Raw genomic sequence first — 18,557 nt, forward strand, 5'->3', positions numbered from 1 at the left:
AGAAAAACTTAATAAAGTTAAGCAGAACCACCTACAGTAATTTTATTCAATTTCAAAGTTGGTTGCCCGACACCAACAGGTATATTTTGTCCTTCTTTACCACAAATCCCAATTCCTGGATCTATTTTTAAGTCATTACCAACCATTGAAATTTGCTGCATAACTTCAATACCAGAACCAATTAATGTAGCTCCTTTTACTGGTTTAGTAATTTTTCCTTTTTCTATAAGATAAGCTTCTGATGTGCAAAAAACAAACTTCCCAGAAGTTATATCAACTTGACCACCACTAAAATTTGGAGCATATAGACCAAAATCAACGCTTTGAATAATTTCTTCCGGTGTAGATTCTCCCGGCAACATATAAGTATTAGTCATCCGTGGCATAGGTAAATGAGCATATGATTGCCGTCTTCCATTTCCTGTGGTTTGCATATCCATAAGTCTTGCATTAAGTTTATCTTGCAAATACTGTTTAAGAATACCTTGTTCAATCAATATATTGTATTGTCCTGGTACGCCTTCATCATCGACAGCAACTGAACCTCTGTGGTTGTTAAGTAAACCATTATCTATGACTGTACAAAGCTCAGAAGCAACTAATTCACCTATCTTGCCGGTAAATACTGACGTACCACGGCGATTAAAATCACCTTCTAAACCATGACCTACTGCCTCATGTAGTAATATTCCAGGCCATCCAGGACCAAGTACCACTGGTATGGCCCCCGCAGGGGCATTAGTGGCTGCTAATTTAATTAATGCTATTCTTACTGCTTCTTTTGCTAAAAACTCAGAACGCATTTCTCCGTGAATCTTATCTAGTAAAAAACTATATCCAGTACGAGCCCCACCTCCACTAGAACCAGATTCTCTTTTGCCATTTTCTTCTACTAGTACACTAATAGAAAGACGGATGAGTGGACGAACATCAGCAGCGAAAGTACCATCAGTGGCTGCTATTAAAATTGGTTCATAACAAGCATATAAATGAACGTTAACTTCTTGTACTCTACTATCAGCATTCCGAGCTATTTTATTTATTTGTTGCAATAATAATATTTTCTCTTTAGCTGTGAAATCCATCAGTGGATTTATATCGTTATAGACTGGTTGTCTTTTGGTCTTAGAAGAAGACAATTTATATGGTTTCTCCACTCCTTGTTCTTCCACTATGCTACGTGCTACTTCAACGCTTTGACGTAAAGAATTTAAATTAATTTGATCAGAATAAGCAAAGCCAGTTTTTTCACCATTAATAGCTCGAATGCCTACTCCATTATTTATATGATATGAACCTTCTTTTATAATATTATCTTCTAAACACCAAGATTCTTCATAAGAATTTTGAAAATAAATATCAGCATAATCTAATTTACGCTCTGTAAGTTGTTCTAACAAAGCATATAAGTCATTATGATAAATACTATTTGCAGTCAATAACTGCTCGTTTACCGTCTGAAAAACATTATTTTTACTCATAATTTTTATTCATTTTAAATATGTATGATTTTAATCATTTTCATATAAATTTAGATAATTTACTTTATAAATGATAACTCTTATTTTAACTATAAGTTTAAATAATTGTCAATTATACTTTAAAATATTAATACTTTAGTAAAAATGAATAATGAATCTTTTCCATGCATAAAAATAATAAAGGCCAGAAGAGAGCATTCATTATGCTTCTATATAAAAACAAAAAAGTAAAATTATGATGTATTATTAATAATAAAATATAGTTACTAATATTCATTAATAACGATATAATAAATATTATTATCATTTGTTTCAACATCACTATCTTATTAAAAGAGAAACATGTCTTTAAAGATATATAATCACTGTGTGTATTAAAGCATATATACCTAATGGACCTCCATGGACCTCCAATGATTACATCCATTATAAATCCTACAAAAGAAACAACACTAATATTTTTATAACTTGGAATATATACCATCCAATATAGAAAAATTAAAAATAACAAAAATTTTTGCTATGAATATATTTTTAAAAATTAAAATAATAAAAACAGAAGTCCATATTATCCAATGATTTTTATTATAAAAATCATAACTATAATTTATTCAGCACTATATTTGTTATTACATTAAAGTGACTTTTACTGGCTCAAATGGAATCTTTTGTTAGTTATATTATTGACTTCTTCTTGAGATATATTTGCGATCTTATTTATATAAGATGGCCATAATAATAACTCATAATTTAAATTATCGAAATTTGCAGTAGGATGAGCATAAATAATCATATTACCATGAATTTTATCAATTATTATTTTATAAATTATCATCACTGGATAACCAGTAGGAAATTGACTTCCTGCTGAAGTTACCATCATATCACCCACACAAACATCTAGATTATCTGTAAAATATTTAATACGAAAATCTTTATTAAATCCTTTTCCTCTTGCAATTAAACGAATACCACTGCGTAAGTTTTGTATAGGCAAATAATTTAAAGGATCGTAAATCAAAAGAACACGACTAGTTAACTTACTGACTTCAATTACTTGCCCAATCAGACCTTTTTCATCTATTACAGGTTGCCCTATATAAACTCCATTAATGTTTCCTTTATTGATTATTATTTGATTAATATGATTATAAGTACTATTAAGTATTACTTTTACTAAAGTTTTTTTTTCTTCTAGTAAGAATGGAGCACCTAATAACATTCTTAGACGCTTATTTTCTGTTTGATATAGACTTAACTTCAATAAATCTAGATTTTTTAAAAAAAGATCTTTCCTAAGATTTTTATTTTCTTGAATAATCCTTTGTTTAGATTCAGATATGAATACATTTGAAATATTCTCGATTAGGTTAACTGGACCGCTGATTAAAAAGTAAAAAGGACTGAAATAACTGCGTATTCTAATCAAAGAACCTACATAACTATCGATGATAATGATCATTATAGCTAAAATCATAATTAAAATAAAACTATCTTTTAGTGAATAAGATATTTTGCTTAAAATACGCTTTATATACATATATTCCTTTTAAAAGTAGTAATTAATAAATTTATGTTTAAATAAATATTTAAATCATTTAAGCTAATTATCCAATTAATTGAAAAAGAATATTATTCTTCAGCAAATAAATCATCACCATACATATCAATCATTTCTAAAGCTTTACCCCCGCCACGAGCTACACAAGTTAAAGGGTCAGCGGCTATAACTATAGGAATACCTGTTTCTTCAACTAATAACCGATCTACATTACGTAGTAATGCTCCTCCACCAGTAATGACTATACCACGTTCTGATATATCAGAAGCTAGCTCTGGAGGACATTGTTCCAGTGCCACTCTAATGGCACTGACGATACCAGTTAATGTTTCTTGGAGGGCTTCAAGAATTTCATGGGAAGTTAATGTAAAAGCACGAGGTACTCCTTCCGATAAATTACGGCCTCTTACTTCTATTTCATAACCCATACTATCTGGATATGCAGAACCTATTTCATGCTTAATACGTTCTGCTGTGGCTTCACCAATTAGTGATCCATAATTACGTCGCACATAATTTATTATAGCCTCATCAAAACGATCTCCTCCAATACGTACAGAAGCAGAATATACTACTCCATTAAGCGAAATTACTGCTACTTCTGTAGTACCTCCGCCTATGTCTATTACCATAGATCCAGTAGCTTCAGATACTGGTAAACCAGCTCCAATTGCTGCTGCCATAGGTTCTTCTAGAAGATATACCTTGCGTGCTCCTGCTCCTTTAGCAGATTCTCGAATAGCACGTCGTTCCACTTGAGTAGCACCCACAGGAACACATACTAATACTCTTGGTTTAGGGCGAAACATACTACTATTATGTACTTGCCTAATAAAGTGTTGCAACATTTTCTCTGTAACAAAAAAATCAGCAATAACGCCATCTTTCATCGGACGTATAGCCGTTATATTACCAGGAGTACGACCAAGCATTTGTTTAGCTGCATATCCAACAGCTGCAACACTATTAGGAGAACCTGAGCGATCGTGACGAATAGCCACTACAGATGGTTCATTAAGCACTATACCTTGCCCTCTGACATAAATAAGAGTATTAGCAGTACCTAAATCTATAGACAAGTCATTGGAAAACATCATCATAAGTTTTTTAAACATATCTTATTAAAAGAATCTTATAAACTGGGAAATTAAAACGATTTATTAATTTTATTCCTTATTAAAATATAAAAATATTGTCCGTGAATAAACAATATTTTATTATAAACAATCTCTAGTAAAATTAGATATTTAATTTTTGATTTTACTATCAAAAAATAAGTGATATTTTATAAGTATATTTTCATTTTAATAGATATGAATATATTATTTCATAGGAAAATAGATAGTATATTGATTATATCAATCCATTGATTGGATATTTATTTATAAAAAATACTATTCACTAGTTTAAATCGAATATATTTTTACATACGTACATGTTGATTTACAATTATATAAATTGAGCAGTTATATTGAATACTAGTAACAATTTAAAAGCAATTATCAAAAATAACATTTAACTTATTGAGTTAAGCATTATTTGATTATATATATTAGATATATATGTTAAATTGTAATTAATTATCAACTAATCCGTAATTTAAATATATTATATTATATACAGAAATATTTCATTAGTAATAATGCTAATTATTATAAGTACAGTGCTTAATTATTAATAATATTTTTGAATTACACTGCACTGGGAAGTCATCTTTAATATAAAACTAATTTCAGTAAAAATATTTCATAAAAATTATCTGATAAATAATTAGAAGAAAAATATTTTACGCGATACTTCAATGATAATTTAAGGAGATATTGCAATCTATATGCATAAGTTTCATGTTTTACTTTTGAATGGACCTAATTTAAACTTATTAGGTACTAGAGAAACGGAAAAATACGGTGATGTTACTTTATCTGAAATAGTAAATAATTTAATTACAAAAACAAATGAATTTAATTTTTCTTTAACTCACTTACAATCTAATTCAGAAAGTCAATTAATTGATTGTATTCACAACGCTAAAGACAATATAGATTATATTATCATTAATCCAGCTGCATTCACTCATAGTAGTATAGCATTAAGAGATGCATTATTAGCAGTTAACATTCCATTTATAGAGGTACATATTTCTAATATATATTCGCGTGAATCTTTCCGTCATTTTTCATATTTTTCGGATATATCTTCTGGAGTAATCAGTGGATTGGGTATAGATGGTTATTTATGGGCTCTACAAACCATAGCTAAACGTTTAATTAAAGCGAAATGACATGGAATAATACTGATGGATATCCGGAAAATCAAAAAATTAGTTAAATTAGTTGAGTGCTCTAATATTACTGAGTTAAAAATTTCTGAAGATAAAGAGTTTTTATATATTAGTAAAAAATATATAGAACCTAATATTAATATAAACTCCTTACATTCTCATAAAAAAAACAAAACAAATATATCAGAAACTTCTAGTGGAAATATCAATAGATATGTTGTACGTTCACCTATGGTAGGTATTTTTTATCGCACTCCTCATCCAGAAGCTAAAGCTTTCATTCAGATAGGACAAAAAATTAATAGAGGAGATACTCTTTGTATTATTGAAGCTATGAAAATGATGAACTACATTGAAGCTGATAGGGAAGGATTTATAAAAGCAATATTAGTAGAAAATGGTCAATCAGTAGAATTCGATGAACCACTAGTTGTTATCGAGTGATGAGGCAAAATATGCTTGATAAAATTGTTCTTGCTAATCGTGGGGAAATCGCCTTGCGTATTCTACGAGCTTGTAAAGAACTAGGTATTAAAACAGTGGCAGTACATTCTAGTGCAGATAGATATTTAAAACACGTATTGTTAGCGGATGAAACTATTTGTATAGGTCCAGCGCAATCTATTAAAAGCTATCTTAATATCCCAGCTATCATTTCTGCTGCAGAAATTACAGGAGCTATTGGAATTCATCCAGGGTATGGTTTTCTATCAGAAAATGCTGATTTTGCTGAGCAAGTAGAGCGTTCTGGTCTTATATTTATTGGTCCAAAAGCAGAAACAATCAGGATAATGGGAAATAAAATATCAGCTATTAAAGAAATTAAAAAATTCGGAATTACATGTATACCGGGTTCTCATGGCTTATTATCATATGATATGAATAAAAATTATGCTCTTGCTCAAAAAATAGGATATCCAGTCATTATTAAAGCTTCAGGTGGTGGAGGTGGGCGTGGTATGCGTATCGTCCAAACAGAAAAAGAGCTTTATAAGGTAATTAATATCACTCGTACTGAAGCTAAAATGATTTTCAATGATGATGCTGTATATATGGAAAAATATATAGAAAATCCACGTCACATTGAAATACAAATACTTGCTGATACCCAAGGAAATATTATTCATTTAGCAGAACGTGATTGCTCCATACAAAGGAAGCATCGAAAATTAATTGAAGAAGCACCAGCATTAGGTATGAGTGAAGATATGTGTAATTTTATTAGAAAATGTTGTACTAAAGTTTGTCGTAATATTAATTATCGTAGTGCAGGAACATTTGAGTTCCTATATAAAGACAATAATTTTTACTTTTTAGAAATGAATACAAGAATTCAAGTAGAACATCCAATTACAGAAATGATTACAGGAGTAGATTTAATTAAAGAGCAATTACGTATAGCAGCTCAAGAACCTCTGTCTTTCTGTCAAGAAGATGTAGTAATACGGGGACATTCAATAGAATGTCGTATTAATGCTGAGGATTTCAAAACATGTATTCCTAGTTCAGGAAAAATTACTCGTTTTCATGCGCCAGGAGGATTTGGAGTGAGATGGGAATCACATATATATGCGGGTTATAATATACCATCATATTATGATTCTATGATTGGCAAACTTATTACTTATGGAGAAAACCGTGATGTAGCTATCGTGCGCATGCAAAATGCATTGTCAGAATTAATTATTGAAGGTATAAAAACTAATATTGAACTACAGATAAAAATCTTATCAGATAAAAAGTTCCAACAAGGAAAAATAGATATTAACTTTTTAGAAAAAGTTATACAATAAATTTATATGCACAGTGTATCTATAACTTCTCTTATGAAGTATAAGTATGAAAAGATTAGGGTGTAATATACCATTATTAGTTATGGTATATCATAGATATGAACTACATTTTATAAGATATAATTTATATTTAAACGGAAATATAGTGTATCACTTAACTTATACTACTTTTCTCTAATTATTGCTAATATTTAGCAGCTTGGTTTGTTAATATTTCTAAAATATGTCTGCTATTTTTAACTAAAAATCTAGCGTCCCCTAGGGGATTTGAACCCCTGTTACCGCCGTGAAAGGGCGAGGTCCTAGTCCTCTAGACGAAGGGGACATTCAGTCATAAAAAAAAATACTTTTCAATTGCATCTAGTAATTTATGTAGGTAAAAATAAATTCATATATTTTAAAGAGGTACTGTAACTGCAGTGCAGTTATTTTGTTCCTATTTTAATCACAGTCATAAATCACAAACTGGTAAATGCCCTCCTCTATACTTATTTTGTAACTTACTCGTCATAAACGAACAACAAGACACAATAAAAATTATTCAGGTAGTATAATCAACCCTTACTTATATAATTAGCAGACGCTAAACTGAACTACGATATACTTTTTGAGCTTTGCTGACAATTGTTGTGTACACTATAGTAGCTCTGGTCTTGATATCCCTACTAAATTTAATTTATATCTACTAGCTATCTTCTCTGCGTTTCATGTGATAATAACAAAGGATAATGGTGTGCATGCATTCCCTACTAACCAACATTTCACACTAGCTGAAAACAGTCATGCAGTAGGTTTTCAACCGCTTTTAAACTCTTCTAACCATCCATATAAGAGTGTTTCGTATCACATTAACAGCTCTCTCTTGGGTTAGTTAGTCAACGTATTCATTTTAGTTTTCTCCTTGCGGCCGTACTGTCCATCCCAGGATGGTAAACTTAATGCATTTGCTAAAAAATAACAAGTAAAGCTCATATTTTTTAAGTAGACATACAGCATATAACTGTGTCCTACACATACTTTTACATTTGAGTTTCATTTTTTTATCTAGGGATTGGCACTTACCCCGAAAATCTAGTTTCTCAGTTTCAGATACAGTTCCTAAATTAAGTAAAAGCATTTCACATATGATTCAATAAAACATCTATGTGCTCTTTATTGTCAGTAATTCCGCTAAATACTAATCGCACCACCCTGCATTCCCATCTAGGCAGCTAGTACTGATACTGATTTAGCTGAAAGTTCATCTACAGATAAAGTAAATATCTTCAGCTGTTTTTAGCTGAAACTATCATAATAGGTTTACTGCCAGTTCTGGCAATAAATCTCAGTGATTATCAACCTATTCAATTTTAAGGTAAATATTGTATATTTTTGTATAAAAATATACAATATTTATTCTTGATTAAAAAATCAAAAACATGGATTTTTATATTAATAAATATATACATATTATTATATTTAGTGGAAACGTCAAGCTTTTATTTTAATAAAGCCTCATTTACTACATCATATAATATTAAATATATTCTTTTTTGTTACTATTTTTTTTGTATTAAAATATTATTTTTGTAAAATTTATTTTATTTAAGTATACAAATTGGTCATATGCAATCATCAAAAATTTTTATAGCCTACTTCTTAGTAAAAAGAGTTGCATAGTAACACTATTATTAAATCATTACATTGACTAGTTATTATATGATTGAAATCGTAATATTTGTTTGAGCAACTGGACTAATTGATAAAGTTATTCGTCAAAATAAAATTATTAGCTATGCCAATTCATTAAATAATATTCAATATACCTCCATTAGTTACAGTAGATAACACTTTTAATTCTCCTTTAACTGCTAAATTTTAAAAAGTACAAAATATTCTTAACAAGAAATTGCTATTAGTAAATATCTTACATATTTGACTGGCCTTGACTTTTATTATACAAAATTAGATATAAAAGACACTTAGCAAGTTATTAATCCATATTTTTAATATAGTTAAAATAACTACTCTAGATCATGCTCACATTTATAATTTACTTTATAAAAACACTACAATATTAGTAATACTAATTATAGCAATTTCTATTAATAGGACCAATATATTTAGCAAAAAGGAATAGAGCCAAAAATTACTAGTAGTATACTAAAATTTAAAAAATGTTTTCACAAATAAAATTTATTCTTATCATTCAGTTGAAGGCATATATGAAGCGAGTAATCTGTCTAATAATAAAACTGTAAAATTTTTGTATTTTATATTGTATGTCAGTTGAAATATGGTGACATATATAATTACTAATTATTATTATATTATATAATGTATAAAAATTGATTAGGGAATATGAAAGATATGCACATATCTCTCAAAGCTCATGTAGAATTGCATTATTAACAATAATATTATCTCAATAATACGTATATTTGCCAACAATTTATTTTCAATGACATTTTACTTTTACAATGTAAATTATTGATTTATCCATCAATTTAATAATTTAATGTACAGGACAAGGCAAATGCGCACTACCAAATATTTACTATCTACACAGAAAGAAATGCCTTCTGGAACCGATATTATTAGTCATCAACTTATGTTAAGAGCGGGTATGATACGTAAACTAGCTTCGGGTATTTATACTTTTTTACCTACAGGATTACGTGTATTAAAAAAAATAGAAAGTATTATACGTGAAGAGATGAACAACATTTGTGCTATGGAAATAACTATGCCTTTTATCCAACCAGCCGAACTGTGGCAAAAGAGCGGGCGGTGGGATAATTATGGACCAGAACTATTTCGTATAGTTGATCGTCATGATTGTCATCATGTATTAGCTCCAACACACGAAGAAGTGATTAGTATGCTTATTCAACGAGAAATTAGTTCTTATAAACAATTACCATTAATTTTATATCAAATTCAAACTAAATTTCGTGATGAAATACGTCCAAGATTTGGGATTATGCGTTCACGTGAATTCGTAATGAAAGATGCATATTCCTTTCACTCTTCACAAGAATGCCTGAAAAAAACCTATGAAATTATGTATAGAACATATTCTAAAATTTTTAAACGTATGGGTTTAATTTTTAAAACAGTTGCAGCTGGTACAGGTATCATAGGTGGAAATGTTTCTCATGAATTTCAAGTAATAGCAAATAACGGAGAAAATCATATAACTTTTTCTACAGAATCCGATTATGCTGCAAATCTTGAATTAGCCGAAGCGGTGACACTTATTTGCAAAAGATCTCCTCCCAAACAAGACATGATTCAAATTGACACACCGAAAACAAAGACAATTTTATCATTAGTGAAAATATACGGTGTATCAATAGAAAAAATAGTGAAAACTGTAATAGTAAAAGCATCTCAGGAAAGCGGATATAAATTAGTTGCATTATTATTACGTGGAGATCATGAGCTAAATACGCGAAAAGCCGAAAAAATTGATATGGTAAAAAGTCCATTGACTTTTGCAAGTGAAAAAGAAATCAATGATTGGATTGGTTGTACTACAGGTTCATTAGGACCGATTAATCTACCATTCCCAATAATAGCAGATCGTACAGTAGTTAACATGAGTGATTTTATTGCCGGAGCTAATATTGATGGTAAACACTACATGGGGATTAATTGGGAGCGAGACTTACAACTACCATTTGTTGCAGATCTTCGAAAGGTAGCTGAAGGAGATCCTAGCCCTGATGGCAAAGGTATTTTAAAAATTGTACGCGGAATAGAGGTAGGGCATATATTTCAGTTAGGTACTAAATATTCTTCTGTGATGAAAACTAGTATACAAGGAGAAGATGGTAGTAATCATATTGTAAACATGGGATGCTATGGTATAGGTATTACTAGAGTTATAGCAGCAGCTATTGAACAAAATCATGATAATAAAGGTATAATCTGGCCCATACAATTAGCTCCTTTTGAAGTTGCTATTTTACCTATTAATATGTATAAATCTTTACTGGTAAATAAAGTAACTGAAAAAATTTATCGCTTATTAATTGCTAAAGGTATTGATGTTATTTTAGATGATCGTCAAGAACGTTTAGGAGTTATGCTAGCTGATATGGAGCTAATTGGAATACCCTATATTGTTATCATAGGAGATCGTAAATTAAAACATCAAGAACTGGAATATAAGATTCGTAACTTCCCTCAAATACAAACAATAAAAGAGAGCGAAATAGTTCCTTTTCTTCTAAAGGCTTGTGATAAATAGAGCAAATATTTTTCTTACAAAAAATTAAAATTTTTATACCATTGTATTTGCCAACCGGTTAGGCCTTGAGCAGAACCTTCATTAGTAGTAAATAATCCAGGAGTACCAATTAATATATCATTATAATAAATCATTGGTATATATGGTCGCTCCCATGGTGGTATGTTTTTTTCTTGCCAAATTTCTTTTATTGTACGCTTACCTATTCTACCTAATAGGCCATATTTTCCCTTTATTTGGAAACGGATATAAATATTTTCATCTGATTTAGGTAAACGAAATTCGGGATTACATGAATGGCAATATAACAATCCTAAATTTTGCGGTAATTTTAGAGGAATTTTTGTATTAGACCAATGCAAAACACAATTTTGTAATGAGTAACGTATAGGAATAAAAAAAATTAAATTTTTATAACGACGTATCTCATAATTACCCATCTTGAAACGTGCTTGTGAATCACTTCGACTCAATACTATATTTTTCCAAATTTGTATTAATTGATCTCTATCAGGCCGAATAAAACCATATTTTACAAGCCAACGGCGCAATAATGCATTGCGTTTAACCATACTCATGGTCAACATAGGAGTAAATAATAAACTTTTATCTGGTTGAATTAATTTATATAATTCTTCAGCTAATAATTCATCTAGTAATTCCTCTTGTTCTCTACACAGAGCAGCACTTCGAGAAGTTGTCTTTAAGAAATAAGGCCAACGTTGAATTAAAGATGGCAAAATATTTTTACGTAAGAAATTACGGTCATAACGTTCATTATTATTACTTTCGTCTTCTATCCATTGGAGCTGATAATTCTTAGCCCACAATTTTAATTGAGTCTTCGAAAAAGATAACATCGGACGTATTAAAGGAACATCGCCTAACATTATATGTGGTGACATAGCTGATAATCCTGTAGGACCACTTCCTCGTTTTAATGCTAAAAAGAAAGTTTCACATTGATCATCTAGATGATGTCCAGTCAAAAGAACCTCTCCTTTATTTAAATTATTTTTAATAGCTTGATAACGTGATTTGCGAGATGAAGCTTCTATTCCTCCATCTCTTTGATCAATTTTGATATATAAAATATCGCATTTGATATTCCAAATATTGCATATATTTAAGCAATGTTTAACCCAATAATTAGCTGAATAACTTAATCCATGATGTACGTGTAATGCGCGTATCTTTATAAAATTCTTTTGCCACAGCATCATTTGATGTAGTAATACAGTGGAATCTAATCCACCACTGAATGCTATTACAAAAGATCTATATGGAATTGCTGATAATATATCTAAATGAGACAGAGGCATAATATTATCCATTTATTAAACTGAATAATAAATTAAAAGCTTTGATGCTAATCCTTTGAATAAATATTACTATATAATATGATAAAAATGTTCAATTAAACATCTTAAATAAGATATGATCTATAATCATAACTCATTAATCTGCAATAACGACGTTCTAGTAATTGATTAATATTTAAAAGATCTAATTCTTTTAAATCTTTTAGCAATTGATTTTTTAAATTATCTGCCATATTTTCTAGATTGCGATGAGCACCTCCTAATGGTTCTCCAATGACAGAATCAATGATCTGTAGTGCCTTGAGACGATTTGCTGTAATAGCCATATTTGTAGCAGCTAATGCTGCTTGATCTATACTTTTCCATAAAAGAGCTGCACAACCTTCTGGAGAAATAACAGAATATATACTATATTCGAGCATATTCACCTTGTCACCTATTCCAATAGCTAAAGCTCCTCCTGAACCTCCTTCGCCAATTATAGTACAAATTATTGGTACTTTTAAAATAGACATCTCTAGTAAGTTATGAGCAATAGCTTGCGATTGACCACGTTCTTCTGCTCCAATACCTGGATAAGCACCTGGTGTATCAATAAATGTCAAAATAGGAATATTAAAACGTTCAGCCATTTTCATAATACGCAGTGCTTTACGATATCCCTCTGGTGCGGACATACCAAAATTACAGTTTATTTTTTCTTTAATTTCACGACCCTTCTCATGACCAATCACTATGACAGAACGTCCATTTAAACGAGCAATACCACAAATAATAGCTTTATCATTAGCAAATATCCTATCACCTGATAGTTCATCAAAATCTTCAAACATATTTTGAATATAATCCATGGTATGAGGACGTAAAGGATGACGAGCTAATTGAGTTATTTGCCATGAATTTAATTCGGCAAAAATTTTTTTAGTGAGTTCTGTACTTTGATGACGTAAATTACAAATTTCTTTAGATAAATTAATCTTATATTTACGGTATTTAGTTTCAATTGATATAAGTGAATTAATTTTAGTTTCTAATTCTACTATAGGTAGTTCAAAATCTAGATAATTCATAATTTTTTGTTTTGATTTTAATCAAATTCTAATTTTACTTGATTAAATCCTACTAAATATTTTAGATCTTCGATTAAAGAATCATTTAAGGAAATATACCATTTTTTACTGAAAGTGAATTTTATCTGTGCATCTGTATTTTTATAATAAACATATAGTGGAATTGATCCACCACAATGAAAACTTAAATATTTCTTTAGGGTGCTTAAGAAACGATTAGTAACTTGTGAACTCGTTAACCATAGAGATATTCCTCGAACATATTTTTTACGCGCTTCCTTAAGATTCATTATTTTTTGAGCAACAATTTGTTGTCTTTTTCTAAAATTATCATATTGAATTTTTCCATTAATAATTAAGATATTATCTTTCTTTAATAAGGGCTGATAAATTTCTAAAATATCGGAAAAAATTATTACCTCTAAACTACCTGAATGATCTTCTAAATAGCACATACTAATTTTTTTATTATTTTTAGTTAAAAAACTACGTATAGTTGTCAGTAAACCAACTATAACGATAATTTTATTACCTTCATAATGAGAATTAATATCTTTTATCCATAATCCTTTATTATAGAATTTAATTTCTTCTAAATATGTATTAATAGGATGACCAGTTAAATATAATCCTAGAGTATCCCGTTCACCTTGCAAACGAAGATGATCTGGCCAAACTGATACTTCTTTTGGATAAAAGTGTTTTGACTCAATTGCTCCATTAAACATATCTGCTTGCCCATGTAACCTAGCTATTGAATTCTGCACAGCAATATTGAAGGCTTGAGATAAACTATTTATCATAGCAGCTCTATGGGAACCTAAACTATCACAACAACCTGATAAAATCATTTTCTTCATCATGCTTTGATTAAGCTTTTTAGTATCAATGCGATTACATAAATCTAAAAGATCTATAAATCTACCACCTTGGTTACGTGCATAAATAATATTTTCTATAGCTGTTTTACCTATACCTTTAATTGCACCCATACCATACACAATTTTACCTAAATCATTTACATAAAATGTATATAAACTTACATTAATATCAGGAGGTAAAATTGTTAATCCCATCATTCTGCATTCATCTATTAAAGAAACTATTTTATTAGTATTATCCATATATGCGGTCAAAACCGCTGCCATAAATTGTGCTGGATAGTGTGTTTTTAACCAAAGTGTTTGATATGAGATAAGTGCATAAGCTGTGGAATGTGATTTATTAAAACCATAACCGGCAAATTTTTCTAACATAGAAAATATTTTAAGTGCCATTTCACTGCTAATACCCTTCTTTTCAGATCCTCTTTTAAAAAATGAGCGTTGTTTAACCATTTCGATAGGTTGTTTTTTTCCCATAGCATAACGCAATATGTCTGCTTTACCTAAAGTATATCCTGCTAATACTTGAGCGATTTGCATAACTTGCTCTTGATATAGAATAATACCATAGGTAGATTCTAATATTGGCTTTAAACTTTCATGTTGACATTTAATATCAGGATAAGATACTTTTTCACGTCCATGTTTACGATTGATAAAATTATCTACCATTCCAGATTGTAGTGGACCAGGACGAAAAAGAGCAATTAGTGCTATTATATCCTCAAAACAGTCAGGTTTTAATCTTTTAATAAGATCTCTCATACCTTTTGATTCTAGTTGAAATACTGCTGTGGTTTTTGCTTGCTGTAGTATTTGAAAAGTTTTTTTATCATTAAGTGGAATAGAAGCAATATTAACAGGGGTTATAGATTGATTATTTCTAGTAAGATTAATCATTTCTATAGCCCAATTAATAATTGTTAAAGTACGTAAACCTAAAAAATCGAATTTTACTAAACCTATATACTCAATATCATCTTTATCAAATTGTGTAATAGGATTATTACCATTCTCATCACAATGAAGTGGTGTAAAATCTGTAATTCTTGTAGGAGAAATCACTAATCCACCAGCATGTTTACTTGCGTTACGTATTACTCCTTCTAATTTCCTTGCCATATCAATAATAGATTTAACATCTTCATCTATTTTATATAATTCTGATAATTTTGGCTCAAGTGTAAATGCTCTTTCTATAGTAATACCTATATCTGATGGTATCATCTTTGAAATACGTTCCACAAATCCATAAGGATATCCAAGCACGCGTCCTACATCACGGATAACTGATTTTGCTGTCATAGTACCAAATGTTATGATCTGTGCAACTGCATCTTTACCATAAATATTAGATACATGTTCAATTACCATATCTCTTTTTTCCATACAAAAATCAATATCAAAATCAGGCAAAGAAACACGTTCTAAGTTTAAAAATCTTTCAAAAATTAGATTAAATTCTAAGGGATTAATATCAGTAATTTGTAGTGCATATGCAACTAAAGAACCTGCACCAGATCCTCTTCCGGGACCAACGGGAATGCAATTATCTTTTGACCATTGTACAAATTCCATAACAATAAGGAAATAACTAGGAAATCCCATTTTATTAATAATATTTAGTTCAATATTCAGACGCTTATCATATTCTTTACGTTTTTCTATACGGATATTTGGATCAGGAAAAATAAATTTAAGTCTTTCTTCTAATCCAGAAGTTGCTTTATTAATCAAAAATTGTTGTGGATTCAGATTACCAGTAGGAAATTGAGGAAGAAAATATTTACCTAATGTAATCCTTACATTACAACGTTTAGCAATCTCTACACTATTGATTAAGGCTTCAGGAATATCCTTAAAAAGATTACACATCTCATTTTCAGTACGCATATATTGTTGCTCATTATATTTATATGATCTATTAGAATCATTTAATATATGACCTTGATGTATAGCTACTCGTATTTCATGAGCTTCAAAATCTATTTTAGATAAAAAATATACTTCATTAGTTGCTACTAGAGGTATATTTTCTACCATAGCTAATTTAATTGCTAACGCTAAGTATTGTTCTTCAATTTTGCTCCCTGTACGACTAATTTCTATATAAAAGTTGCTAGGAAAATGTTTTTTATAGAATTCAAGACTATGATTAACTAATTCATGGTTTTTATGTATTAGGCCATATCCAATATCACCGCTATAACCTCCTGAAAGAACAATTAATCCTGATTTTAATGCCATTAACCATTCACGTTTTATGCAAGGTCCATTAGTTCCATATCCTTTTTGATATGCACGTGAAATTAGTAGAGTTAAATTTTTATAACCCACATTATTACTAGCTAAAATAGTTAATTTTGTTAATATATTGGGTGATATGGAATTTTTTACTTTAAAATCAGCTCCTATGATAGGTTTAATACCAAATTTATATGTAGCACGATAAAATTTTATAAAACCACACAAATTAGTAAAATCAGTAATTCCTAAAGCTGGCATACCTAACAAAGCAGCTTTTTTCACTAACTGATCTATTTTTGCTATACCATGTATCATAGAATAATCACTATGTATTCTTAAATGTACAAAACGCGGCTCAGACATATTAAATTCCAGAGTAAAATATATTCTACATATATAAAAATACTGATATAATTGAATTATTGATTATTTAAAATTCTCTGCACTGGGTAAAAACTCTTCCTATGATAAGGAGTAGGACCATATTTTAATAAGTTTTTTAAATGTACAGCTGTAGGATATCCTTTATGCTGTGCAAAACCATATTGAGGAAATAAGATATCAAGATCTATCATTTCACGATCACGTATTACTTTAGCTAATATAGAAGCTGCACTAATTTCTGCAATGAAATTATCTCCTTTTACAAAACATCTTGACGGTATATTGATTTTTGGAGGATGTTTACCATCTATAAAAACATAATCTGGTAAAATACTTAAACCTTCAATTGCACGTTGCATTGATATCATAGTGGCTTGTAAAATATTTACTGCATCAATTTCTGCTGGTTCAGCACGTCCTATGTTCCATGATATTGCATTTTTTATTATATTTTCAAACAGTAATAATCTTTTTTTTTCGGATAGTTTTTTTGAATCTTTCAGCCCATTAATAGGATGACTTACATTAAGTATAACAGCCGCACTTATAACAGATCCTGCTAATGGGCCACGGCCTGCTTCATCTACTCCGGCAATAAGTACATTCATTTTTTTCACTAGTGTCATCCATCTATGTAATATAATGCCAAGAGACACCTATATTTTATAGTAATTAGAAATTTTAACTTTTTTGTTAATTATCAGGAGATATAACACCTGTTATTTTTGCTTCACAGACAATTTTATTATTAACAGTAATAATTCCTTTAAATTTCGTAAAATTAAGAATTTTTTTTTCACATGTAACTTCTATAATCAATTGATCTCCTGGTACTACTGGATATCTAAAACGAACATAATCTATACTTGCTAAATAATATGTTTCTTTTTTTTTGAATTTTCTACTATTCTTATAAAGTAAAATACTACTTGCTTGGGCTATAGATTCTAAAATCAATACCCCTGGAAAAATTTTTTTTTAGGAAAATGTCCTTGAAAAATTTGTTCATTCATAGAAATATTTTTTAATGCACATATATACTTATTTTTTTTAAATTCTAATACTCTATCAATGAATAAAAAAGGATAACGATGGGGTAATATATCTTCTATTTTTAACTGATGTATCTCATTAATCTTCACAAGACTTTCCTTAAAAATTTATTTTTATAATATTGCATATTATCATTGATAGTGATATGCTATAAGTTATAGTTTTTTTATACTTAGGAATATAAATAAACATATATCTACCAAGTTCATAACAAGTGAATTTGTTACATACAAGCAATTATATTAAT

11 protein-coding genes, 1 tRNA gene and 1 pseudogene are annotated in these 18,557 nt (G+C 29.5%); 4 read left to right on the plus strand and 9 right to left on the minus strand.

The window, feature by feature from the left end; translation table 11 throughout:
• Positions 1-17: 17 nt before the first annotated feature.
• The 3 genes from tldD to ICMP_RS00925 form a co-directional block, all read right to left on the minus strand.
• Complete coding sequence (gene tldD / locus ICMP_RS00915; RefSeq protein WP_041068917.1) at positions 18-1,481, minus strand: metalloprotease TldD; 1,464 nt, start codon at positions 1,479-1,481, stop codon at positions 18-20.
• A gap of 646 nt (positions 1,482-2,127) precedes the next feature.
• Positions 2,128-3,021, minus strand: a complete 894-nt coding sequence (gene mreC, locus ICMP_RS00920) for a rod shape-determining protein MreC (protein WP_052456807.1) — start codon at positions 3,019-3,021, stop codon at positions 2,128-2,130.
• A gap of 92 nt (positions 3,022-3,113) precedes the next feature.
• Positions 3,114-4,157, minus strand: a complete 1,044-nt coding sequence (locus ICMP_RS00925) for a rod shape-determining protein (protein ID WP_041068920.1) — start codon at positions 4,155-4,157, stop codon at positions 3,114-3,116.
• Between the two features lie 716 nt (positions 4,158-4,873).
• On the opposite strand from ICMP_RS00925, the gene aroQ reads away from it, so the two are divergent.
• The 3 genes from aroQ to accC are packed head-to-tail and all read left to right on the plus strand — an operon-like array spanning position 4,874 to position 7,116.
• Positions 4,874-5,323 (plus strand): type II 3-dehydroquinate dehydratase, encoded by a 450-nt coding sequence (aroQ, locus tag ICMP_RS00930; RefSeq protein WP_041068923.1) that lies wholly within the window; start codon positions 4,874-4,876, stop codon positions 5,321-5,323.
• A 15-nt stretch (positions 5,324-5,338) separates the two neighbouring features.
• Positions 5,339-5,767, plus strand: a complete 429-nt coding sequence (accB, locus tag ICMP_RS00935) for an acetyl-CoA carboxylase biotin carboxyl carrier protein (RefSeq protein WP_041068926.1) — start codon at positions 5,339-5,341, stop codon at positions 5,765-5,767.
• Positions 5,768-5,778: 11 nt separating this feature from the next.
• A complete protein-coding gene (gene accC / locus ICMP_RS00940) occupies positions 5,779-7,116 on the plus strand; it encodes an acetyl-CoA carboxylase biotin carboxylase subunit (protein WP_041068929.1) in 1,338 nt (445 codons plus the stop codon).
• 252 nt (positions 7,117-7,368) lie between these two features.
• Here accC and ICMP_RS00945 read toward each other — a convergent pair.
• A tRNA-Glu gene (locus ICMP_RS00945) sits at positions 7,369-7,441 on the minus strand.
• 2,190 nt (positions 7,442-9,631) lie between these two features.
• Between ICMP_RS00945 and ICMP_RS00955 the strand changes: the two genes are divergently transcribed.
• On the plus strand, positions 9,632-11,350 hold the full coding sequence (locus ICMP_RS00955) for a proline--tRNA ligase (RefSeq protein WP_041068935.1): 1,719 nt from the start codon (positions 9,632-9,634) through the stop codon (positions 11,348-11,350).
• A 14-nt stretch (positions 11,351-11,364) separates the two neighbouring features.
• On the opposite strand, the gene tilS is transcribed toward ICMP_RS00955, so the two are convergent.
• The 5 genes and pseudogenes from tilS to fabZ form a co-directional block, all read right to left on the minus strand.
• Positions 11,365-12,672, minus strand: coding sequence for a tRNA lysidine(34) synthetase TilS (gene tilS / locus ICMP_RS00960; protein ID WP_041068938.1), 1,308 nt, complete (start codon positions 12,670-12,672; stop codon positions 11,365-11,367).
• A gap of 104 nt (positions 12,673-12,776) precedes the next feature.
• Positions 12,777-13,742, minus strand: a complete 966-nt coding sequence (gene accA / locus ICMP_RS00965; protein ID WP_041068940.1) for an acetyl-CoA carboxylase carboxyl transferase subunit alpha — start codon at positions 13,740-13,742, stop codon at positions 12,777-12,779.
• Positions 13,743-13,759: 17 nt separating this feature from the next.
• Positions 13,760-17,236 carry a DNA polymerase III subunit alpha gene (dnaE, locus tag ICMP_RS00970; RefSeq protein ID WP_041068942.1) on the minus strand — a complete coding sequence of 1,159 codons (3,477 nt, stop codon included), beginning with the start codon at positions 17,234-17,236 and terminating at the stop codon, positions 13,760-13,762.
• Positions 17,237-17,292: 56 nt separating this feature from the next.
• Entirely contained in the window at positions 17,293-17,865 is a 573-nt protein-coding gene (rnhB, locus tag ICMP_RS00975; RefSeq protein WP_231844670.1) for a ribonuclease HII, read from the minus strand.
• A gap of 85 nt (positions 17,866-17,950) precedes the next feature.
• Positions 17,951-18,393 (minus strand): annotated as a pseudogene (gene fabZ, locus ICMP_RS00980) (3-hydroxyacyl-ACP dehydratase FabZ).
• Between the last annotated feature and the right edge of the window lie 164 nt (positions 18,394-18,557).

Origin of the sequence: Candidatus Ishikawaella capsulata Mpkobe (assembly GCF_000828515.1) — a bacterium.
In the GTDB taxonomy this organism is placed as follows: Bacteria; Pseudomonadota; Gammaproteobacteria; order Enterobacterales; family Enterobacteriaceae; genus Ishikawella; species Ishikawella capsulata.